Here is a 20,009-nt window from a genome sequence, read left to right as displayed (position 1 = left end):
TTGCCCTAATCTCTCTTCTGTGAACCTCGCGCTTGTATCCGGCTTTTGCCTGTGGCTTGGCGGACTGGCGCTGCTGGCCGCCCCCACGGTCGTGCCCGGTGCCGAGCCTGACCCGAAGCGCACCATGGATCTGGCGAGGCTGAGCTTTCAGCGTAACATCCTGGAAACCAGCCTGACCCCTCTCAAAAAGCACCTTTCAGAGCTGATCCTGCTGGAAAAAAGCCGCGCAGAAACCCGCGACTACACAGGAGCGATTGAGGCACGCGATCTCCGCAAACGGCTGGAGACCGAACTTGAACGGCTCGACAAAGAACTGCTGCTTTTGCAAACCCGCGAGCAATCCATCCGCTCCAGCATGTTGCCGGACCGCATTCGCCTGTCGCTGGAGTCTGCCAAACTCTCCGGCGTGAGGCGGGATGGAGGAGCCATCACCGGCTGGGCAAAACCCGGTGCTACGGCCGAATGGAAACTGAACAACCTTCCACCTGGGGGTTACGAGGTGGTGCTGCGCTACCGTTGCACCCCCCTCGAAGGCGGCGCCCTGGCTGTGCAAGAGACCCGCTTCAGTCTGATGGCCGATGTGGAAACCACGCTGAAGGGGCCTCAGGAAAAGAATCTCGGCACGCTGAAAATCACCGATGGCACAGGCCCCCTGAAGATCACGGCACGTACCGTCCTGAAAGACAATTTGATGCAACTGCTGGCCGTCGATTTGGTGCCAGCCAGCAAGTGATGAACGCCCGGCCTTCCAGTTTTCTCTTTGGCATCCGCCTCCTGGTGGTCGTTGGCTTGTGCCTGGGAACGGCGATGGCCCAGAAACCGGACCCTGCCCCGCTGGCGGTGACACGTGCAGGTTTCCTGCGGCAGGTCATGGCAGATTCGCAGACGCTGACCGACCAGTATGAGCGTGCGCTTGCCAAAGTGGAACAGGAACTGGCCGAAGCAGCCGACTATGAAGAGGCCAGGCTGGTGCAACAGCGCCGGGCCGAACTGAAGGCCCTGTATCCCTCCAATGATGAACCTCTGGCACAGTCCCTGGCCTTTCCTTTGCTGCCAGCCCAGGCCCGTTTCATCGGCTCCGCCGAATCTCGTGGGGACCTGATCACCGGCTGGCGCACGGGTGGCAGCGGGGCAGAATGGTCGAACTTGCGGCTCTCCCCCGGCAAATACTATCTGGAACTCGAGGCAAACCTTGTCGAACTGCCATCCCTTCCCGGGACTTTCGTTCCTGGTCGTTCTCAGCCACAGGAAACGGCGGCTTTCGAATTTCTGGAGGTTTCCCTTCTCGCAGGTGCCGCCGAAAATCGGCGCTCCTTTGAGATCAAACTCAGCCACGATGACACGACGTTCGAGGCGGTGAAAATCGGCCCTGTCAACTTCACACGCAGTCCGGTGACCCTACGGCTGACCTCGGCGACGGGCTATCCGGGCAATCTGCTCCGCCTGCGCAATCTGCGGCTGTTGCCCGCTACTGTGGAAGCCCCCACCATCACCAGCCCAGCCCCGGAAGGCCCTACCCTCGATTCGTTGAAAAAATCACTCAACGAAGCTCTCACCAGCGCACAAAAGCCCATCGTGGACAGCTACTTGGAAAACATCCGGGCGCTGGCCACCAGCAATCCGGCGCTGGCAGATTCTGCGGATGCGGAAATCAAACGGCTGCTGAAGCTGATGGAGAACAGCCGAGGCCAGACAGCCGGGCCTTTGCGCATGCTGGGCAACAATGGCGGCCTCAACGGCTTTGAGGATCTGGACGGTGCCCGCTTCGTCGAGGATGCAGGCAATCAGGGGGATCGTTTCATGATTGAGCACGAAGGCCGCCGCCTCACCATTCGTCTGCTGTGGTTGCAGTGTGCTCCGCTCGACGATTCAGACAAGGAGGCGTCCAAGACCTTTGCACAGCATTTCCGGCTCGGCAGCAGCGATGTCACCCCGCTGGGACGGGCCGCCCAGGAGTTCACCGCCGGGTATCTGGAGGGCAAGGATCTGCGCGTGCTGGTGCGTCCTGGAAAAAGCAAAGACGGCACCTCCAACGCCCTCGTATTTTTGCCCGAAATCGGCCTTTATCAAAATGTACTGGTGGACCAGGGGCTCGCCGCCGTCATGCCGCCAAAGGACAGGCGAGGGATGATGGAAAACGGCTTGTTCGATTCCTTGTTAGACCGGGAAAAGACGGCACGCCGCCAAAAGCCCGCCCCAGGTGCGTGGTCACTTTCGGAGGACTCCCCCCCATGAACCTGAGGCACCTTCTTTTCAGCAGCCTTCTGGCGATCCCTGCTGCCGGGCTGGCCCAGGTGTCCCTGCCTGTCAACTCAGCCCCCGTGGCGGCGAGCAGCGAGAGCTCGCGCCTCCGGCAGATGGAAACCATCTACCAGCTTCAGTTGCGCACCAAGCACATCCCGCTGCTGAGCAAGTACATCACCGACCTGCAAAAACTCGCGGCCCAGGCGGATGATCCCAAGCCTTACCAGAGTGAGATCGAACGCATCCAGGGCATCATCACCAGCGGTGGCGTGGTGGACCTAGCCGCCGCCGTGCAGTCACTCAAGACCCCGTCTGAAATGCCCGTCACCCAGCCCATGCCAGCGCTGGTGAAAAACACGCGTGCTTTCATTGCCCTCACACCGGCCCTGGCCCGCAGCATCACGCCCACTCCCAGCGGCAGCGCCAGCCCAGATGCCGCCGCCGTCGGCGAGATCGACTGGCGCATCGAATCCCTGCCCGCAGGCACCTATGACATTGTGCTGAACTACGCCTGCCCCGTTCTCACCCAGCCCATGACCATCCAGGTCTCCCTGGCGAGTCAAAAGGCAGAGGCATCCGTAGATGCCAGCAAAATGACGGCCAGCGCCACCACCTATGGGGTGATGCGCCTGGGCCAGATCACCCTCACCACCGAGGCCAAAGGAGAGATCCTGCGCCTCAGCGCGGGAATCCGGGGCAGCAGCGAGCTGCTGGTACGACAACTGGTCATCGCCCGTGCGCGTGCGGCTGCGGTGAACTGAATCACAGATCCACCAACTGGCGCAGTCGGGTGAACAGCAGGCTGCATCGCACCGCGCTTTCCGGCACGCCGGTCAGCCTGGAGATGGCATTGCGGTAAAGCGCGATCTGGGGTCCATACCCGGCCAGCTTTTCCTGCAAGGAAGTTTCGCCGGAGACCTCATCCGTCTTGAAGTCCACCACCCAGGCCGAAACGTAACGCCCCTCAGCATCACGGTTCAAGACCACGCGGTCAAAGGTTCCGGAAATCCATTCCCCCTTCAGCACCAGGTCAAAGGAACGTTCACGCCAGACCTGAGCCAGCGGGCTTGGACGGGCAAAGGCCGCCGCACAGGCTTCCGCCTGGAGGACTCCGCGCACCATCGCCAGGGCAGCGGCCACAGGCCCTTCTGTGGCCTGAAGATCCTCAGCCGTGATCAGACCTTTCGCCAGCCAGTGTGGCTCCAATTCATCCATGGCAGGCGTCCATTCCACCTCCGCAAACAATTCATGGACAAGGGTGCCGAGACGGCGGCCCGGCTCCCGGCCTTCCCCAAAGAGAATCCTGCCTTTGACCTTGAAGCTTTCCTCACCGGAAGGAGTACGGCGACGCGGCAGAGGCTGCGTCTCCCGCAGAAGTTCCCCCAGCGGAGCATGCAGCAGCACCGGCACTGGCACGGGCTCCGGCACATAAGGATGCGCCTTGAACCAGTCCGCCTGCCCCGTTTCCCACTCGATGATTCCCGTGTTGTCTTCCTCCGCCAGAGGTCGGCTTCCATCCCGCCCCAGGGTCATGCGCAGGAGCCGGGATTCCTTGATCGCCTTGCCTGTGGCAGGCTCGGTTTCCGTGACAAAATAGAGACCGCGTTTGGCACGCGTCATCGCCACATAGAGGCGGCACAGAGACTCAAAGGCGGTGCGACGACGGCTCTCCTTCAGTTCCGCACTGAGGGTCGCATCCAATTGGCAGAACACCTTTTGCGGAGTTTCCAAGACCCAGCGCACGCCGCCCTCTTGACGGCTGACCAGCAGTTCCTCCCACATCGCCTGATCCATCGCCTTGCCGCTCAGACTAGGCAGGATGACCACATCAAACTCCAGCCCTTTGGAAGCATGCACGGTCATCACCTGGACCGCCGCCGCAGCACCGCGCGTGCGCAACAGGTACTCACGGGCAAACTCGATGAAAGCATCCAGGTCACGGCTGCCCGAGGCATCGAACTCAGCCGCAATATCCGCCATCTGCCCCAGGCGTTTGATGTGGAAGGCATCCATCTGCGGCAGCACCTGCCAGAGATGAGGCGTCCAGGCTTCCAAAAAGGCCGCAAAGCCCCTTTCAAAAACCAGGCTCTGCACCTTGGCCACCGTGAGGTGCCAGGAGTCTTCAGTCGTTTCAATCCGCGCCCACAAAGGGGTCATGCGCAGATGCTCCAGAGCCTGCTTGTCACCCGGATGGGCCGCCAGAGTCAACAGCGACAGCAAGGCCAAGTTTGGGGCATTGTCCGTGCAAGGATGCTGATCCGATTCACACACAATCTCCATGCCGGTGGTCGCGCGGAGTTCTTCCGTCATTTCGCGAGCCTCCTTGTTTGACCGCACTAAAATGGCACAGGTGAGTCCACGCTGCAGCGGCTGCACCTGTTTCAAAAGCTCTGCCGTGAGATGTGTGGTGGGGTTTTCCACATCCAGCTCAGGCGTGGGCGAAATCAGCGCTGCATGTCCCGTGAGCCGCGTCTGGGCCGCCGTGTGCGGTTCAAAGGCGAATCCTTTCAGGGCTCCATCAGGCAGCAGCTCCTCCAAAGTGACACGGTTCCCAAACACCGCATTCACCGTATCCAGCACCGGCTGGGCACTGCGGAAGGACTGGCTGAGGCGGTCCGTGTGCAGACCACGCGCACCGCTGGCCGGATAGGCCCGTAGAATGTCGTCAAAGAGGTCCGGCTCCGCCTGCCTCCAGAGATAAATCGACTGCTTGGGATCTCCCACCGAGAAAAAGCTGCGCTCCCCGCTGTCATCCTGGATCACTTCATCCACGAGGCCGCCGATGACCCTCCACTGCACACGGCTGGTGTCCTGAAACTCATCCAGCAGCCAGTGCTGGTGCCGGCCGTCCAGACGGAACCAAAGGTCCCCTTCCCCAGTGCCCCAGGGGGACTCCTGCTCGGCAGCCTTGGAGAGCAGCCGCTGCACATCGGCAAAGGAAAGACGGCCCCGGGAGCGCACCTTCTGCGCATACTCTTCAGCCAGCAGCACAATCACGGAGGCCAGCCCGCGCGTGCGTTCCGCCCGCACCAAAAATTCGCGAGCCAAAAGGGTGCGCACCAGTTTCACCAAGGCCTTGGCCGCAGCCCCTTTGACCGGAGTTTTTTTGCGCATCCACATCAGTTCCGCATCTCCCGCCAGCAGGTCCGCCCATTTTTCCTGGGCTTTCTCCAGCAGCTCTTTGGTCCGCTTGGGCAATGACATACCTGGGACCGTTTCCAAAACCGCCGCCAGCGTTTCCTCCAGCAAATCCACACCTGCATCCGATAGAGGCACAAAGGTCGAACGAACCTCGGCGATGGCATCGGCCAGCGGGGCGGCCTCAGGACGCTCCGTCCAGATCGCCCGCATGTTTCCCCAGCCACGGTAGTCAGGCGCACCGGGCACGGCTCCAGCAGACTGGCTCATGCGGCTGTCCTCCCACAGGCTCAGCCCATCGGCCAGCCAGTCTTGCAGCGTGCTGTCCACCGTCTTTTCCTCCGCTCCAAAGGTGGCCTGCTTGTACGCCTCCATCAGCACCTGCTGGGCGGCCCCATTGTCCTCTTGATAAAGCCGTTCCAGCAGTCCGTCCAGAGCCTCGCGGCGGGCTTGACGCGTCTCATCCTCATCCATCACCCTGGCCCCGGCAGGCAGGCCGAGCTCCATCGGGAAACAGGCCGCCACATTGGCAAAAAAGCTGTCCATGGTGCCCAGACGCAGACGGTGCATGCGGCGGATCACCCGGCGCAGCAGTTGGCCATAGTCCTGGGAGGCATCCACCGCTGGCTGGCTGCCTTCAAAAAAGGCGGCCGCCCGTTCTGGATGCTCGGCCATCTCCGCCAGCCTTTGCAGGATGCGGTTGAAAAACTCCCCCGCCGCCTTGCGGGTGAAGGTCATCGCTGCGATGCCCTCCGCCTCCTGCCCCAGACCTAGCAGATGCAGGTATCGGCGCACCAATTGGTACGTCTTGCCCGAGCCTGCCGAGGCACTGATGAGCAGGTGGTTCAGAGAGCTGGATTCTGCGGGCATAGGTGGCGGGATGGGCGTGGCGGACCACACGCTCCATATATGCCCCATTCTGTCAAAAACGGAAACCTTTAAGGCCGGACAAATCGGATCTCTCCCGAGACCATCTCATTCGAAGCCGCCCCTGGCAGGGCCGGAAGAAGGAAATGCCCTGCACCCACAATTCCACCCAGCTCCGCACTGGGTGCCTGCCGAAGCACCCCGCTAAATTTCACCGGACGTGGGGCCGGTTTCCCAGCCACTTCATCCTTCAGCAGAAAGCTTCCTGTAAAGGCCCCCGTCGAAGGCACCAGCGTCACCTTCCAGCCCGTGGCATTCAGCGGCGATGTCACCGGCAGCAGAATCGTCACGGCATTGTTGCTGCCCAAAGAAACCGAAGTCGGCAGGCCGATGGCACTAGTGCTGTCAATCGTGCCATGCACCACCCCCAGCGCGCTGCCAGCCAGGCCCAGGCGCTGTGCCAGGGTGACCGCAGGCGCAGCGCCTTTGGCCGCCACCGGAGGCAGCCAGGGATCTATCGTCAACTGTGTCTCCAAAGGACCGCCAACTGTGCCAAAACCGTCCCGGTAGGATGTATCCGTGGCTTTGCCTGCCTTGGCCCAGAGCAGCAGCGTGCCCGATGCCTGGGAAACATGACGACGCCCCGGCAGATCCGGCTGCGGCAGGAGATTAAATTTACCGGCCAAGTAGCTACCCGGACGCACCTTGTAAGGCAGTGCAAACAGTCGGTACCCGGCCTCCCGGTCACTTGCCAGCGTTGCCGTCAGGGTCGTACCATCGGCCAGTTTTCCAACGATCGCCAGACTGCCATTGGCATTGACCTTGGCCGTCGCATGGCCAGACCCGGCAGGCATCACCGCCCCACCCGTCGCAGGGGCCAGCCGCAGCGTATGCGCCCCCGTGTATGAAAGCGTGGCCGGCTTCACCAGCACCAGCAGTTTTTTGCCGTCGAGGGCCGAGCCCAGCGCCGCACCATCGCGGGTGGCTGAAACCGTCAGGTCCCCTTCCAGAGGCACATTCACCGTCACCTGATACATCGTGCTGCCGGACTTGCCGCTGCCCATGCCCGCCGCCGATTCCGAAGCGAAAGAAGTGGTTAGGCCACCGGTGACAGGCACCGTCTTCGCATCCACCGCAGATGTGATTTTACCCGTGAACGTCGAGTTCGAGGCCGCAATGGTCATCTCCAGCTTCGCCTTTGCATCTCCCAGTTCGTCCGTCAGCAAGGCTTCATACTGCCCGGCAAAACCCTCCACAAACAAGGTGCCTTTGACATAGATGAAACTGTAATTCGCCGATACCCCACCGCCAGGAGTGATGGGGTAGCTGCCTGCCGGGCTGGTGCCTTTGGCAGTGGTTTTGCCCACAGGGGCGACAGACATTGCGGCTTCGACTGTGTCCGCCCCCAGCAAGCCTTGATAGGCGAGTGTCAGCACCGGATTGGGCTGCGACACCAGCTTACGCTGAAAGTCAGGAATCACCGTCAGCGGAGCTTTCGTGATGATCAGCATGCCTGTTCGCGTGACACCTCCTGCAACCGCCTTGACCGGATACTTGCCCGCCTGCGTGGGGGGCGTGGCCAAAGGATCGTTGTTATACGTGACCACCGCACCCGCTGCGCCAAGCGTGGTGATGGCACGAGGCGTGCCCGTGTAAGTCTGCACCAGATTGGCCAGGGTCAGGGTGGTCGGATCCTCCTGGATGGTGATGATCCGGTCCACCGGTTTGGCCGCTTTGAAAAAGACATTGCCTTCCTGGCTCGCACGGATCTTGACCGGGCCCACGCCCCCCGTGAAAGTCAGCGTGTTGTCTCCTAACGTCGCAGGCCCCGAGAGAACTGTCAAAGTGACGGGTAGCCCCGAAGTGGAAGTGGCTTGCACAGGGATTTCCACTTGTCCCTTGAAAGCCTCAGAAGGCGAAATGAAACTAATCATCTGTGGCTGCGCCACCGGTTTAAGATCGGAAGAATGTCCTTCAATTTCAAATATATAGGTACTCTCGTCTGAATCGCTGTTGAAAATTTCCACCCTGGCTTTGCGCAAACCTGTGCCTGAAGGATTAAACCGAATCCCGAATTGACTCAAACCAGAAGGATTCACGGTCATAGAAGGTGACGATTCAATAGAAAAATCCGCTGCATGAATGCCCGAAATTTTTACTTGCTCTATATAAAGATCACCATCTCCACTGTTATTGATCGTGAAATGACGATGCAAGGGAAACCCAAGAATAGTTTCACCGAAATAAGTATGATTGATTTCATCAGGATCACTGATTCCATCCGGAATTTCATTGGCATTTCCCGTTAAATAAATTTCAGGCGCAACAGCTTGTCCCTCGATAGTAAAAAAGTACGGATTTTCATTGGCATCATCATTAGCAATATGGACTTCAGCCCTGCGCAAGCCTATCCCTGTCGGATGAAAACTGATATTGAAGGGGCAGGATGAAAAGGCCTCAATATTGTTTACAGGCTGGGTTGACACCGAAAAGTCTGCTGCGTGTAAACCAGTAATTGTAACCTTGTTTTCCCCGATAAGAGCCAAGTCTGCGTTGGCTAAATTCAAAATCGTAAACGTGCGCCCAACAGGCGCACCACCCACATTGCCCGTTTCGAATACTGTATGATCCTCCATCTTCGGTATCATGTCTTCGCTTAGGATTTCCAGAGCATTCCCCCTGACGCTAATTTCAGGTTCCGGGGGAAGCACCGCATGAGCAATTCGACCGACAGCTTTATTACCTATGCGAGTAAAGTTACCCCCCGCATATAGATCAGTATCGGTAGCTTCCAAACATAAAACTGGGTTATTAGCAGAAGTGCCGAGAGGTTGCCATTCCCTACCATTCCATCTGACAATCCTAGAGGAATTCATAGAGGAAAATTTAAAAACCCCAGCCGCATATATGTAGGGTCCTGAAGCGACTATAGAGGAAACCCCAGCTACATCAACACTGCTTTGAAGGGGATGCCATGTGTCACCATCCCATCGCGCAATACCTTTGGCTCTAACATCCCCTGCATAAACAAAAGAGCCGCACACAAAAACATCAGAAGCAGACACAGCAATATCCTGAACTGTATCATCGGTACCTACTCCTAAACTACTCCAGGAAAATCCATCCCAGCGTGCGATGTGATTGGTGGACAAAGACCCGACCTGAGTGAAAAGACCACCAACATATAAGTAATCCCCTGAAACTCCAAGGCAAGTAACTACCTCGTTAGGACTGGCTGCCAGGGCCGTCCAAGAGTTGCCATTCCATTTTGCAAGCCGAGGCACTGTCTGTTGACCTGATGCGAGAAACCCTCCACCCGCATAAATATCGCCCTTAAACTTCGCCAAACATCTCACTGCACCCCCGAGTCCTTCCCCCATGGCATGCCAACGACTGCCATCCCAACGTGCAATATTCACCGCAACAGCCCCCCCTAAAGTGGCATGCATCAAACCTCCCGCAATTACGGTATCCTCAAATGCCAGCAAGGAGTAAATGGGTCCCAGAGGTTCAGAGCCCAGCCTATTCCAAGAGCTGCCATTCCAATGAGCTACCCCGCTCACATACAGCCCACCAGCGGCTCCAAATTCCCCACCCACATACACATCTTCACCAGCAATAGCAATTGCATGTACTGATCCATTAATACCGGGCGCTAAAGCGCGCCAGACAGCCCCATCCCAGTGACCAATTCGATTCGCGATTAAATTCCCCGCAATCGTAAAATCACCAACAGCATAAACATTCCCGGAATAAACTGCCACAGCATTCACAGCTCCATCCACCCCCTCTCCCAATGGACTGAATTCCGCCCCATCCCAACGCACGATATGATTCGCTGTGATCCCTCCAGCTTGAGAGAAAATCCCTCCAATATATAAATCAGAACCGGAACTAGCCAAGCTAGTGACAGCATTATTCATTCCCTGTCCTACCCCAGCCCAGGAACCACCACTCCAGCAAGCAATATGCTTCACACTCAAGGAAGAGGAAGCTTCAAATTCACCCCCTGCAAAAACCAGGGTGCCCATCACCGCCACCGCATGAACTGCAGCATTGAATCCCTGTCCCATGGATGCCCATTCAACTCCGTTCCAGCGGGCTATATGATTGACAACATTTCCGCCTGCTAAAGTGAAATTGCCTCCAGCATACAACATCCCCCCAGAGGTGGCTAACGTCTTCACATCACCATTTGTACCACTTCCCAGCGAACTCCAGATTTCGCCGTCCCATCTGGCAATACCATTCGCATTTACGCCTCCTGCTACACTAAAGCTTCCCCCAGCATAAACATTCGAACCTGACACTACGATCGCCTGAACTATACCGTTTGTTCCTGATCCTAAACTTTTCCAAGTATTACCATCCCAGCAAGCGATACAAGAAACAGGTAAAGACCCAACTTGAGAAAAGGCACCACCTACATAAAGATTATTACCCGAAAAAGCGAGTGATCTAACTTCACCATTAAAACCAGATCCAAACGGGTACCATGAGCTCCCTCTCCAAACAGCAATATAATTGACAGCCAACTGGCCCATGTGAGTAAACGATCCACCCACATAAAGATCGCCATTTGGACCTACTGCCGTCGCAAAAACGCTTTTATCGGTACCTGGAGTTCCGTACATACCAAACCAATCTGCATCACTAAAAGTCGGATCAATCCTAACCGGATAAACGGCATCGTCATCATCCACGCTGATAATCATTTCAGAAGGTTCATTGATAGAAAAAAATGCCGACAATTCACGTCCTTCTGCATCCGTCACCTTCAATCTGCTGTAGGCTATTTCCCTTCCGCTATCCTTCACAGTCAAAACCACCCCGTCATCTATCGGCGTCAGGCGTGCACCATCCACGTTTAATGTTACAATTAGTTCACCTGCTCCTGACGGGGCCTCTGAAACAACAAAATCCTGTCTCACACCATCCACACTGACTCGATACTCTTCTGTTAATCCTGGGCGAGTGAAGGAAACCAGCTCCGCACTTACTTCAACTTTCCCATTTTGCGCCATTTTTTTTGAATTGGTTCCTCCCTTTCGACCAATGGCTGTGGCAATTACACGAAAAGGCTGACCTTTTGGATTTTCTTCATCGGTAGATTCCAGCCAAAGCCCTTCCATTGAAACTTTTCCGGCGAGTTGTTGAAACTGCGCGCTTAACTGCGCCCCGCCATCCATTCCTACAATTCTAGGGCCGTCAACTTTGTGTTGTTTTTCCACCTCTTCCCCTAATCGATTAATCGGAAACGATTTCGCATCACTCAGCCGTGGAGTATCCTTCGTCAAGCTCACATCCCTATCTGCATATACAACAGATTGTGTAAAAAAGAATACACCACACAGCATTGCAAGCAGAGGAACACCATGAATCGCTAAAATCATAAAACCGCTAATATTTTAATATAATTTCATCTTAATAAACGAAAGAAAACGACACAATTTATAAAATAATTTTAACGTAATTTACCACCAAGTTTCAGACGGGCCCAGATGTGCTCACCAGGGCTGCACCTGACAACTTCAAGACTTTTGCTTGGCGCAGGCATGCATTTCCGCTAAATCCCAGAAGGTTCCAGTTCGTTAAAATTGGACGACTACTCCTCACCTCCAACCTACCTTCCCTCAATCCCATGCCTCACGTCAGCACCAACGGAATCCAGATGTACTATGAAGAACGCGGCAGCGGCGAGCCACTGGTCTGCATCATGGGTGTCACCGCTCCCGGCGGTGTCTGGGAGGCGCACGCGGCCGAATGGTCCAAGCACTTCCGCTGCATTCTCGGCGACAATCGCGGCGTCGGCCAGACCGACAAGCCCGAGGGCCCCTACACCAGCGCCATGATGGCTGATGACTATGCAGGCCTGATGGACCAACTGGGCATCAAGCAGGCCCGCGTCGTCGGCTGCTCTCTGGGTTCCGTCATCGCCCAGCAACTGGCCCTGCGCCATCCGGAGAAAGTGAAGAGCATGATCCTCATGTGTACCTGGGCACGGCAGGACCGCTTCGGCCTCTACACCTGGCAGCACATGATGAAGTGCAAGGCCACCATGCGCCCGGAAGACTTCATGCACTACGTGCAAATGCTCATCTTCACCAAGCCGTGGTTTGATAACGACGACTGCTGGAACAACATGCAGCAGGGCCTGAAAGACGCCGCGACCAATCCGGCCCCTCAGCCCGTCCATGCCATGGAGGCCCAGGCCGCAGCCGCCATCACTCACAACACCATCGGCGAGCTGAAAAACGTCCAGTGCCCCACCCTCGTCATCGGTGGTAAGGACGATGTCTTCACGCCAAAATGGATGGGCGAAGAAGTCGCCGCCACCATCCCAGGTGCCGACCTTCATCTCTATGACAATGCCGGCCACGCCTTCCATTGGGAGTGCCTGTCCGACTTTAACCCACGCACCACCGAGTGGCTGTTGAAGCACTGAAGATGATAAATTGAGCGCGGAATCGTAACAGACAGTCTTTTAAACGTGCTATGATTCCGCTGTCAGCCGCCAGTCTCAAACGCTAGGACATCACAACTCTCTACCTCACACGATTATGGGCCTCATGGATTACCTCAAAGGACAGTTCCTGGAAATCATCCAGTGGACAGATGACTCACGCGACACGCTCTCCTGGCGTTTCCCGGACGAGGACAAGGAAATCAAACGCGGTGCCCAACTCATCGTGCGGGAGTCGCAGGTGGCCCAGTTCGTTTACCTGGGTCAGTTTGGCGATACGTTTGAGCCTGGCAAACACAGCCTCACCACGGATAACATCCCCATCCTTTCCACGCTGAAAGGCTGGAAATATGGTTTTGAGTCCCCCTTCAAGGCGGACATCTATTACGTCACTACCCGCCTTTTCACGGGTAACAAATGGGGCACCAGCAACCCCATCATGATGCGTGACCAGGACTTCGGCATCGTCCGCGTCCGCGCCTTCGGCACCTTTGACTTCAAGATTGTGGACCCCAAGGTCTTCCTCAAGGAAGTCGCCGGCTCCGACCACCATTTCCGCCTGGATGAATTCGCCGACACCATGCGCAGCCGCATCGTCAGCGTCTTCACCGATGCCCTGGCCAGCGCCAAGGTTCCCGTGCTGGACCTCGCCACCCGTTACAGCGAGCTGGGCGATGCCCTGCTGCCGATCATCAATCCGGCGACCGTCAGCAAATACGGCATCGAGATCACCACCTTCCTTCTGGAAAACGCCAGCGTGCCGCCAGAAGTCGAAGCCGCGATCGACAAGCGCAGCAGCATGAGCGCCATCGGCAACCTGAACGACTACGTGAAGTTCCAGATGGCCGAAGGCATGGCCAAAGGCGAAGGCGGAGGCCCTGCCGGGGCAGCCGCAGAAATCGCCATGGGCTTTGGCATGGCTAACCAAATGTTTGCTCAGGGTGTTTTCAATCCTAACCAGCCTCAGGCCACCCCCGCAGCCGGTGCTCCGGCCGGTGCCCCTGCTGCTGCACCGGTAGCTGATATCCTCACTCCGGCCCAGGTGGCCCAGACCCTCGGCGTGACTGAAGGCGATGTCCTCGCCAGCATCGAAGCCGGGGATCTCAAAGGCAAAAAGATCGGCACCCAGTACCGCATCACCAAGGCGGCGCTGGATGAGTTCCTTTCTCACTGATCCTGCTAGCATCCTTCCACAGGCCCGCATCTGGAAACAGGTGCGGGCCTTTTTATTGGAGCTGCTTCAGCACCTTTTCAGAGATTGCTTCCACCACTTCAGACTCCCCTGGCGGAGCCGGGAAAGGCGGCGGCTCAGGGTAGCCGGAAGTAGATGCCCTTTCAGACGTTCGACAAAGAACGTGCTCGCCATACGTGCGCCAGACGTTGCGTCCGCTGGCCACATCATACAGATGATGGCAGGCCACCAGCCTACGGAAGCTCATAGCCTGGATGGTGTAAGTTGTCGTAGAGTCACAGGTCTCCACGTTTCCCTTCTCGTCATAGGTGGTGTTGGTGTGAGTCAAAGCATCACGGTCAATCTCCTCATGGGTGTTGTTTACCGGCAGGGTGACCACCAGGAAGTAATGAATGCCCAGGGACTGGACCCTGGCCTTTTGCGCCGGGGTCAGGGCCAGTTTCAAGCTGCCAGATTTCTGCCACAGGGCACGATCCCAGACCTTCCCCACCTTCTGCTCAAAAACCTTTCCTCCGATGACGGTGCCCAGTGCGGGCGAAGCCTTGAGCAAAACCTCCAGATCTTCACCGATCATGGCTTCCTGCACTCGGTTGGGCAGATTGATGTGGCGACCCACCAGCACACCCGTGACGGCCACCGTTTTTCCTTTCAGGGCCCCCTGGACAAACGCCGGATCCCTAAAGGTGACCTCCGACTTCACCCCTGCCCCCACGCAGCTCCCCAGGCAAAGGGGCAGCAGGACAACCAGGGCATGTAGGCCGTGACAGGCACGCAGAAACAAAGGGAGGAAGTTCATAACCAAAAGTTTATCAGCCAGGACAACAACGGCATGCCTGCGCTTTCATTAGACTTAGGCAGAGGTAAAGGATCAGCCCGTCACCACCGATCAAAATGCCGGACAAAAAGGATTGTTTCCCCCCCGGGCTTTCGTTCAACTTCCCTTCATCCGTCTTATCCCATGAACACCCGCCGCCATTTCCTCACCACCCTCCTCGGCAGCAGCGCCACCGGCTTTCTCGCCGCTCAGGAGGCCAAGCTCAGTTACAAGGGTGAAAACATCCAGTGTGGCCTGGTGACCTACATGTGGGGTGCGGACTGGGATCTTCCCACCCTCATCGCCAACTGCGAACAGGCCCAGGTGCTAGGCGTGGAACTGCGCATCGAACACGCCCACAAGGTGGAACCTACCCTGACCGCACCTCAGCGAGCCGAAGTTCGCAAACGTTTCGAAGACTCTCCAGTCGAGGTGCTGGGCATGGGCACCAATGCCGAGTTTCACAGTGCCGATGCAGCCCAGGTGCAGAAGCACCTCGCCACGGCCAAAGACTACATCAAGCTCAGCCACGACATCGGCGGCAGCGGCGTGAAGGTGAAACCAAACGCCCTCCCCAAAGAGGTGCCCGTGGAAAAGACCCTGGAACAGATCGGTAAGTCCCTGGCCGAACTCGGCGATTACGCCCTGGGTTTCGGCCAGGAAATCCGCCTGGAAGTACACGGAGGTGTCTGCGACCTCGGCCATATCAAAACCATCATGGAAGTAGCCGCGCGCGACAACGTCCGCGTCTGCTGGAACTCCAATGACGAAGACCTGAAAGGCGAAGGCATCGCCGCCAACTTTGCCAAAGTACAATCCTTCCTGGGTAAGACCACCCACATCCGCGAAGTCAATGAAGGCAAGTATCCCTATGACCAACTGGCCAAACTCCTCGTTGAGGCCGACTACGAAGGCTGGATATTGCTAGAAGCCAGGACCAAGCCAGCCGATCGCGTCGCCGCCCTCGCTGAACAGAAAAAGCTGTTCATGGATCTCGTCACCGCAGCCCGGAAAGCCGCAGCCTAGCCTTTACACCCCGTCCCTCCCAGGATAAAAGCCCAGCCCATCATGTTCCTGAAATTCCTAGCCCCCCTGGCCTGTCTTGGCCTCGCCCTCAGTCTCGTCTTTGCCGCACCCGAGGCCAAGAAGCCCCGCATCCTGTTCTTCTCCAAGTCCAGCGGCTTTGAGCACAGCGTCATCTCCTGGAAAAACGGCCAGCCCAGTTACGCTGAAAAAGTGCTGCTGGAACTCGGCACCAAGCAGGGCTGGGACTTCGAGTTTTCCAAGGACGGCTCAAAGTTTGGCAAAGACTATCTGGCCCAGTTTGACGCCGTCTTTTTCTACACCACTGGCAATCTTCTCGAAGAAGGCACCGACAAGCAGCCCCCGATGACCGCCGAAGGCAAGCAGGCCCTCTTTGACTTCGTCAAATCCGGCAAAGGTTTCATCGGCACCCACTCGGCCAGCGACACCTTCCACACCAACAACGAGTCCAAAAAAGGCCCGGACCGTTACCTCAATCACGGGGAGCAGGCCGACTCCTACGTGCGCTTCCTCGGCGGCGAATTCATCAAGCACGGCGCCCAGCAGGCGGTGAAAAACACAGTGGTGAATCCCAAGTTCCCCGGCTTTGAAAAGGTAGGCCCCGAATACTCCTTCCATGAGGAGTGGTACTCTCTCAAAGACTTCTCCCCTGACATCCACGTACTCAGTGTGATGGATGCCCCGGCGATGAAAGGTGACGAATACAAACGTCCTGCCTTCCCCAGTACCTGGGCACGCAAGGAAGGCGAAGGCCGCGTGTGGTACACCGCCATGGGCCACCGTGAGGACATCTGGACCAATCCTGTCTTCCAGGACATCCTCATCGGCGGCGTGCGCTGGGCCCTCGGCCAGGTGCAGGCCGAGGTGCCGGCCAACATCAAGGAAGTGGCCCCTGGAGCCTACACAAACCCTCCTTACGTGGAGCCAAAGCCACCCGCTCCCGCCAAGCCCAAGAAGTAAGGCCGCACAGCCTTACTTGGCCCCGATCGCAATCGGCGTGGTTTCGATCTTGGATTCGATGCCGCGCAGATGAAGGTCAAAGAACTGCTTCAGCCGCTGGTCCAGCACCTCGCTGCGAAAGCCATGACCGCCATCCGTCATCTCCTGCAGGATGGAGGGCACACCGGCCTTCGTCAGCGCCGCATGAATCTCCTCCCCCTGGGCATAGGGCACTAGGGGGTCCTTCGTTCCATGGGCGGTAAAAAAGGCCGCGTCTCCTGCCGAGACATGCGTCACTGGAGAGGCCTCCTTCGCCACAGCTTCACGCTCCGGCACAGGGCCGCCCAGCAGCAGAGCCTCCGGGTAATCTTTGCCCTGGGTACGATCAATCGTGCTGGGCTGACGGACCATGGTCAGAAAATTCTCCGGCCCGAAAAAGTTAACCACGCAGGTGACCTTGCTGTCCTGGTCCAAATGCTTGCCCAGGGTCCCTTCCAGCTCCTTCACATCGCCACTGGTGCCCAGCATGGAGACCAGATGACCACCGGCAGAGGTTCCCCAAACGGCGATCTTCGTCGCATCCAGACCATGCTCAGCCGCATGCGCCTTCACCCAGCGGATGGCGGCCTTGCAATCATGAATCTGCGCAGGCCATTGAGCTTCGTTGGTTAGGCGGTAGCCCACCGAGACCCCGGCATACTCTCCTGAGGCGACATAACGCCCCACATTGCCGATGCCGCCAGCCTTGTCCCCTCCCCTCCAGCCGCCGCCGTGAATGAAAACAATGACCGGCAGCGGCTTCTCCGTTTTGCGCAGCTTGGGCAGATAAAGGTCCAGTTTCTGGCGCGGATTGTCCGTCTCGGCATAAGCGAGGTCCAGTTTCGCCTCGACTCCCGCAGGCACGGGCCGCTTGCCGGGTGCTGGCCGTGCCTGTTTTGACCGGCCCACAACGGCCTGATGCTCAGTGCGCGAGATAAATCCGTCCTTGTCCGTATCCACCCGCTCAAAATTCGGCCGCAGCCGTTCCGGCAACTCTTCCTTTCCCAGCTTGCCATCCTTGTTGGCATCGATCTGGTCAAACAACCGCTGGGTCCGGTCCGCCGTGGCGGGCGTCTCCTGAGCCAGGGCGCTGAAGGAAAGGGATGAGAGCAGCAAAAGGGTGAAGGAAGGCTTCATGGTCCTCCTTTAACCCGCCTAGCCTGCAAAAAGTTTCAAACTTACTCCGCCGGCTCCATGGAGGCCTTCATGGGCCCGGGTTCATTGGCGGCAGGAAGTTCGTCCACATACTTATGGATCTGGTCCACCCGAAATTCGGCCAGTTCCTTGTGGCAGGTCACCACGATGGCTCGACCACTTTCGTTCACCTCACAGGCGATCTGAAAGCCCTTCGAGGCATCGTATCCAAAGATCTGCATCATCATGTTCACCACATAACGATGAGTGTGTTCATCGTCGTCATGCAGGATCACATGGTACGGCGGTTCCAGATCTGGCTGGAGACTCGGCTCCGCAGGGGCCGTACGCGGCCTGCCCGGCAGAACGGGAGTCGCCGAGGCTGGGGGTGGGCCATGGAACGAACCTGTCACAACATCATCATGCACTAAATGGGCCGCTTCTCAAGCCCTGGTGGACGAAAAAGCCCGTGCCTTTGGGTCAAGGCACGGGCTGCATCTTGTTTCCTACGGATCAGTTCTTATTCACCATGAAGAGCATGGTGTCGCCACCACGATAGACTTTCAGCGTGACAACCTTGTCCGAGGTCTTGGCCATTTCATGCGCTTCGCCCACGGCGCGCACCGGGTTTCGGTTCACGCTCATGATGACATCACCTTCCTCCATGCCCATGGCCGCAGCACGGCTTTCGGCCTCCAGCTTGGTGATGATCACCCCCGTGATATTGGCGGGGATGTCATAACGTTCGCGGGTGGCTGGCGTCAGGTTTTGCACCGTCACGCCGGGGATGATCTCGGCAATGCTGGTGCCGGTGCCGCCACCGCGTAGCGAGTTGCCATTGGCCTGGGCGACGGTGTTGTCCGTCATCTCATCCAGCGTGGCCGTCACTGGCAGGCTCTTGCCATCGCGCATCACGGTCAGGTTCACGGCCGTACCCGGTTTGCGACCACTGATCACCAGACGCAGCTTGGCGCTGCTGTCCACGCGCTGGCCGTCCACATGGGTCACCACGTCTCCGGGCTCCATGCCGGCTTTCTCCGCAGGTGTGTCATTAAACACAGCGCGCACCACGGCCCCGCCCTGGTCCTTCAGGCCCAGGATCTCCGCCTTCTCACTGTCCAGATCCATCAGCTCAATGCCCAGGCGACCACGGCGGACGGAGCCATTGTCAATCAGGTCCTCCACAATGCGCATGGCCATGTTCACCGGAATCGCAAAGCCGATGCCGGCATTCATCCCTGAACGGGAAAGGATGGCCGTATTGATGCCCACCACGCGGCCCAGCGCATCCACCAGCGGACCGCCAGAGTTGCCTGGGTTAATGGAGGCATCGGTCTGGATGAAATCCTCATAACCCGCCATGCGGCCGTTGTTCACGATGTTCATGCCGCTGCGGCCCAGGGCGCTGACGATGCCCTGCGTGACGGAACGGTTCAGTTCCATCGGCGCACCTGCGGCCAGAACGATGTCGCCCACGCGCAGTTTGTCACTGTCGCCCAGCGTTGCCTGCGGCAGGTCTGTGGCGTCAATTTTGATCAGTGCCACATCGGTCAGCGGATCCGTACCCACCACCTTGGCCAGATAAGTGCGGCTGAGGCCATTGACCTCCACCACGGCTTCGATCTTGTCCGCCTCGCCCACCACATGGTTGTTCGTCATGATGTAGCCGTCGCTGGAGACGATGAAGCCTGAGCCCACGCCATTCGGGCGGAGGCGCTCATTGTCCTGCTGCTGCGGGCCACCACGGCGGCCACGCGGATTGCGCGGTTGCTGGGGTTGTTGCTCCGGATTGCCCTCCTCATCAAAGAAGCGATCAAAGAAGGGACGCAACTGCGGCGGAATGTCCTCCAGCTTGTGAGTTTCGGATTCCGCCTTGCCACCATAGGCAAAGATGGTGACCACGCTGGGGAGGATTTTCTCCACCACGTTGGCGTAGCTCATCTGCAACTGCCCGCCGGCGGGCAGCGCCGTGTCGTCTTTCAAAAGACGGGCATGGAACTCGCTGGCGGCCAGCTTGGTAGGACTTTTGAGATCGGCGACAAGGGGGCTGATGGAGAGAGTCAACAGTCCCGCAGCGGCCAGGATTTGAGTCAATCGGATGGGTGTTTTCATGGGTGGGTAAGTTTTCAAAACGC

The 20,009-nt window shown here is 57.9% G+C and carries 13 protein-coding genes; 7 read left to right on the top strand and 6 right to left on the bottom strand.

The genetic code is table 11. From position 1 onward, the window contains the following. The first annotated feature begins 19 nt into the window (after window positions 1–19). From ABEB25_RS10175 to ABEB25_RS10165, 3 genes are read left to right on the top strand one after another with little or no spacing between them, the layout of a single operon-like run. Window positions 20–733, top strand: a complete 714-nt coding sequence (locus ABEB25_RS10175; RefSeq protein WP_345736294.1) for a hypothetical protein — start codon at window positions 20–22, stop codon at window positions 731–733. Further along, a complete protein-coding gene (locus ABEB25_RS10170; protein ID WP_345736293.1) occupies window positions 733–2,235 on the top strand; it encodes a thermonuclease family protein in 1,503 nt (500 codons plus the stop codon). The genes ABEB25_RS10175 and ABEB25_RS10170 overlap by 1 nt, the downstream gene beginning before the upstream one ends. Then, on the top strand, window positions 2,232–3,005 hold the full coding sequence (locus ABEB25_RS10165) for a hypothetical protein (RefSeq protein ID WP_345736292.1): 774 nt from the start codon (window positions 2,232–2,234) through the stop codon (window positions 3,003–3,005). Before ABEB25_RS10170 ends, ABEB25_RS10165 begins: the two co-directional genes overlap by 4 nt. Before the next feature lies 1 nt (window position 3,006). Here ABEB25_RS10165 and ABEB25_RS10160 read toward each other — a convergent pair whose 3' ends face one another. Further along, on the bottom strand, window positions 3,007–6,252 hold the full coding sequence (locus tag ABEB25_RS10160; RefSeq protein ID WP_345736291.1) for a UvrD-helicase domain-containing protein: 3,246 nt from the start codon (window positions 6,250–6,252) through the stop codon (window positions 3,007–3,009). Between the two features lie 68 nt (window positions 6,253–6,320). Continuing rightward, window positions 6,321–11,642: a choice-of-anchor D domain-containing protein gene (locus tag ABEB25_RS10155; protein ID WP_345736290.1), complete on the bottom strand. Its 5,322-nt coding sequence runs from the start codon at window positions 11,640–11,642 to the stop codon at window positions 6,321–6,323. Between the two features lie 248 nt (window positions 11,643–11,890). On the opposite strand from ABEB25_RS10155, the gene ABEB25_RS10150 reads away from it, so the two are divergent. Beyond that, window positions 11,891–12,694, top strand: a complete 804-nt coding sequence (locus ABEB25_RS10150) for an alpha/beta fold hydrolase (RefSeq protein ID WP_345736289.1) — start codon at window positions 11,891–11,893, stop codon at window positions 12,692–12,694. Window positions 12,695–12,809: 115 nt separating this feature from the next. Further along, the gene (locus ABEB25_RS10145) at window positions 12,810–13,886 is read left to right on the top strand and encodes an SPFH domain-containing protein (protein ID WP_345736288.1); all 1,077 of its coding nucleotides are present in this window, start codon (window positions 12,810–12,812) and stop codon (window positions 13,884–13,886) included. A 52-nt stretch (window positions 13,887–13,938) separates the two neighbouring features. On the opposite strand, the gene ABEB25_RS10140 is transcribed toward ABEB25_RS10145, so the two are convergent. Then, window positions 13,939–14,700: a hypothetical protein gene (locus tag ABEB25_RS10140; protein ID WP_345736287.1), complete on the bottom strand. Its 762-nt coding sequence runs from the start codon at window positions 14,698–14,700 to the stop codon at window positions 13,939–13,941. 162 nt (window positions 14,701–14,862) lie between these two features. On the opposite strand from ABEB25_RS10140, the gene ABEB25_RS10135 reads away from it, so the two are divergent. Continuing rightward, on the top strand, window positions 14,863–15,744 hold the full coding sequence (locus ABEB25_RS10135; RefSeq protein WP_345736286.1) for a sugar phosphate isomerase/epimerase family protein: 882 nt from the start codon (window positions 14,863–14,865) through the stop codon (window positions 15,742–15,744). A 42-nt stretch (window positions 15,745–15,786) separates the two neighbouring features. Beyond that, on the top strand, window positions 15,787–16,722 hold the full coding sequence (locus tag ABEB25_RS10130; protein ID WP_345736285.1) for a ThuA domain-containing protein: 936 nt from the start codon (window positions 15,787–15,789) through the stop codon (window positions 16,720–16,722). Window positions 16,723–16,734: 12 nt separating this feature from the next. Here the strand turns inward: ABEB25_RS10130 and ABEB25_RS10125 are convergent, their stop codons facing one another. From ABEB25_RS10125 to ABEB25_RS10115, 3 genes are all read right to left on the bottom strand, one after another. Next, the gene (locus ABEB25_RS10125; RefSeq protein WP_345736284.1) at window positions 16,735–17,877 is read right to left on the bottom strand and encodes an alpha/beta hydrolase fold domain-containing protein; all 1,143 of its coding nucleotides are present in this window, start codon (window positions 17,875–17,877) and stop codon (window positions 16,735–16,737) included. 41 nt (window positions 17,878–17,918) lie between these two features. Continuing rightward, complete coding sequence (locus ABEB25_RS10120; protein ID WP_345736283.1) at window positions 17,919–18,287, bottom strand: ATP-dependent Clp protease adaptor ClpS; 369 nt, start codon at window positions 18,285–18,287, stop codon at window positions 17,919–17,921. 100 nt (window positions 18,288–18,387) lie between these two features. Further along, the gene (locus ABEB25_RS10115) at window positions 18,388–19,986 is read right to left on the bottom strand and encodes a Do family serine endopeptidase (RefSeq protein ID WP_345736282.1); all 1,599 of its coding nucleotides are present in this window, start codon (window positions 19,984–19,986) and stop codon (window positions 18,388–18,390) included. Window positions 19,987–20,009 lie beyond the last annotated feature (23 nt).

Origin of the sequence: Prosthecobacter algae, from assembly GCF_039542385.1 — a bacterium.
Classification (GTDB): domain Bacteria; phylum Verrucomicrobiota; class Verrucomicrobiia; order Verrucomicrobiales; family Verrucomicrobiaceae; genus Prosthecobacter; species Prosthecobacter algae.
Note: the sequence above shows the minus strand (reverse complement) of the source record. Positions and strands in the feature narration are given on the sequence as shown.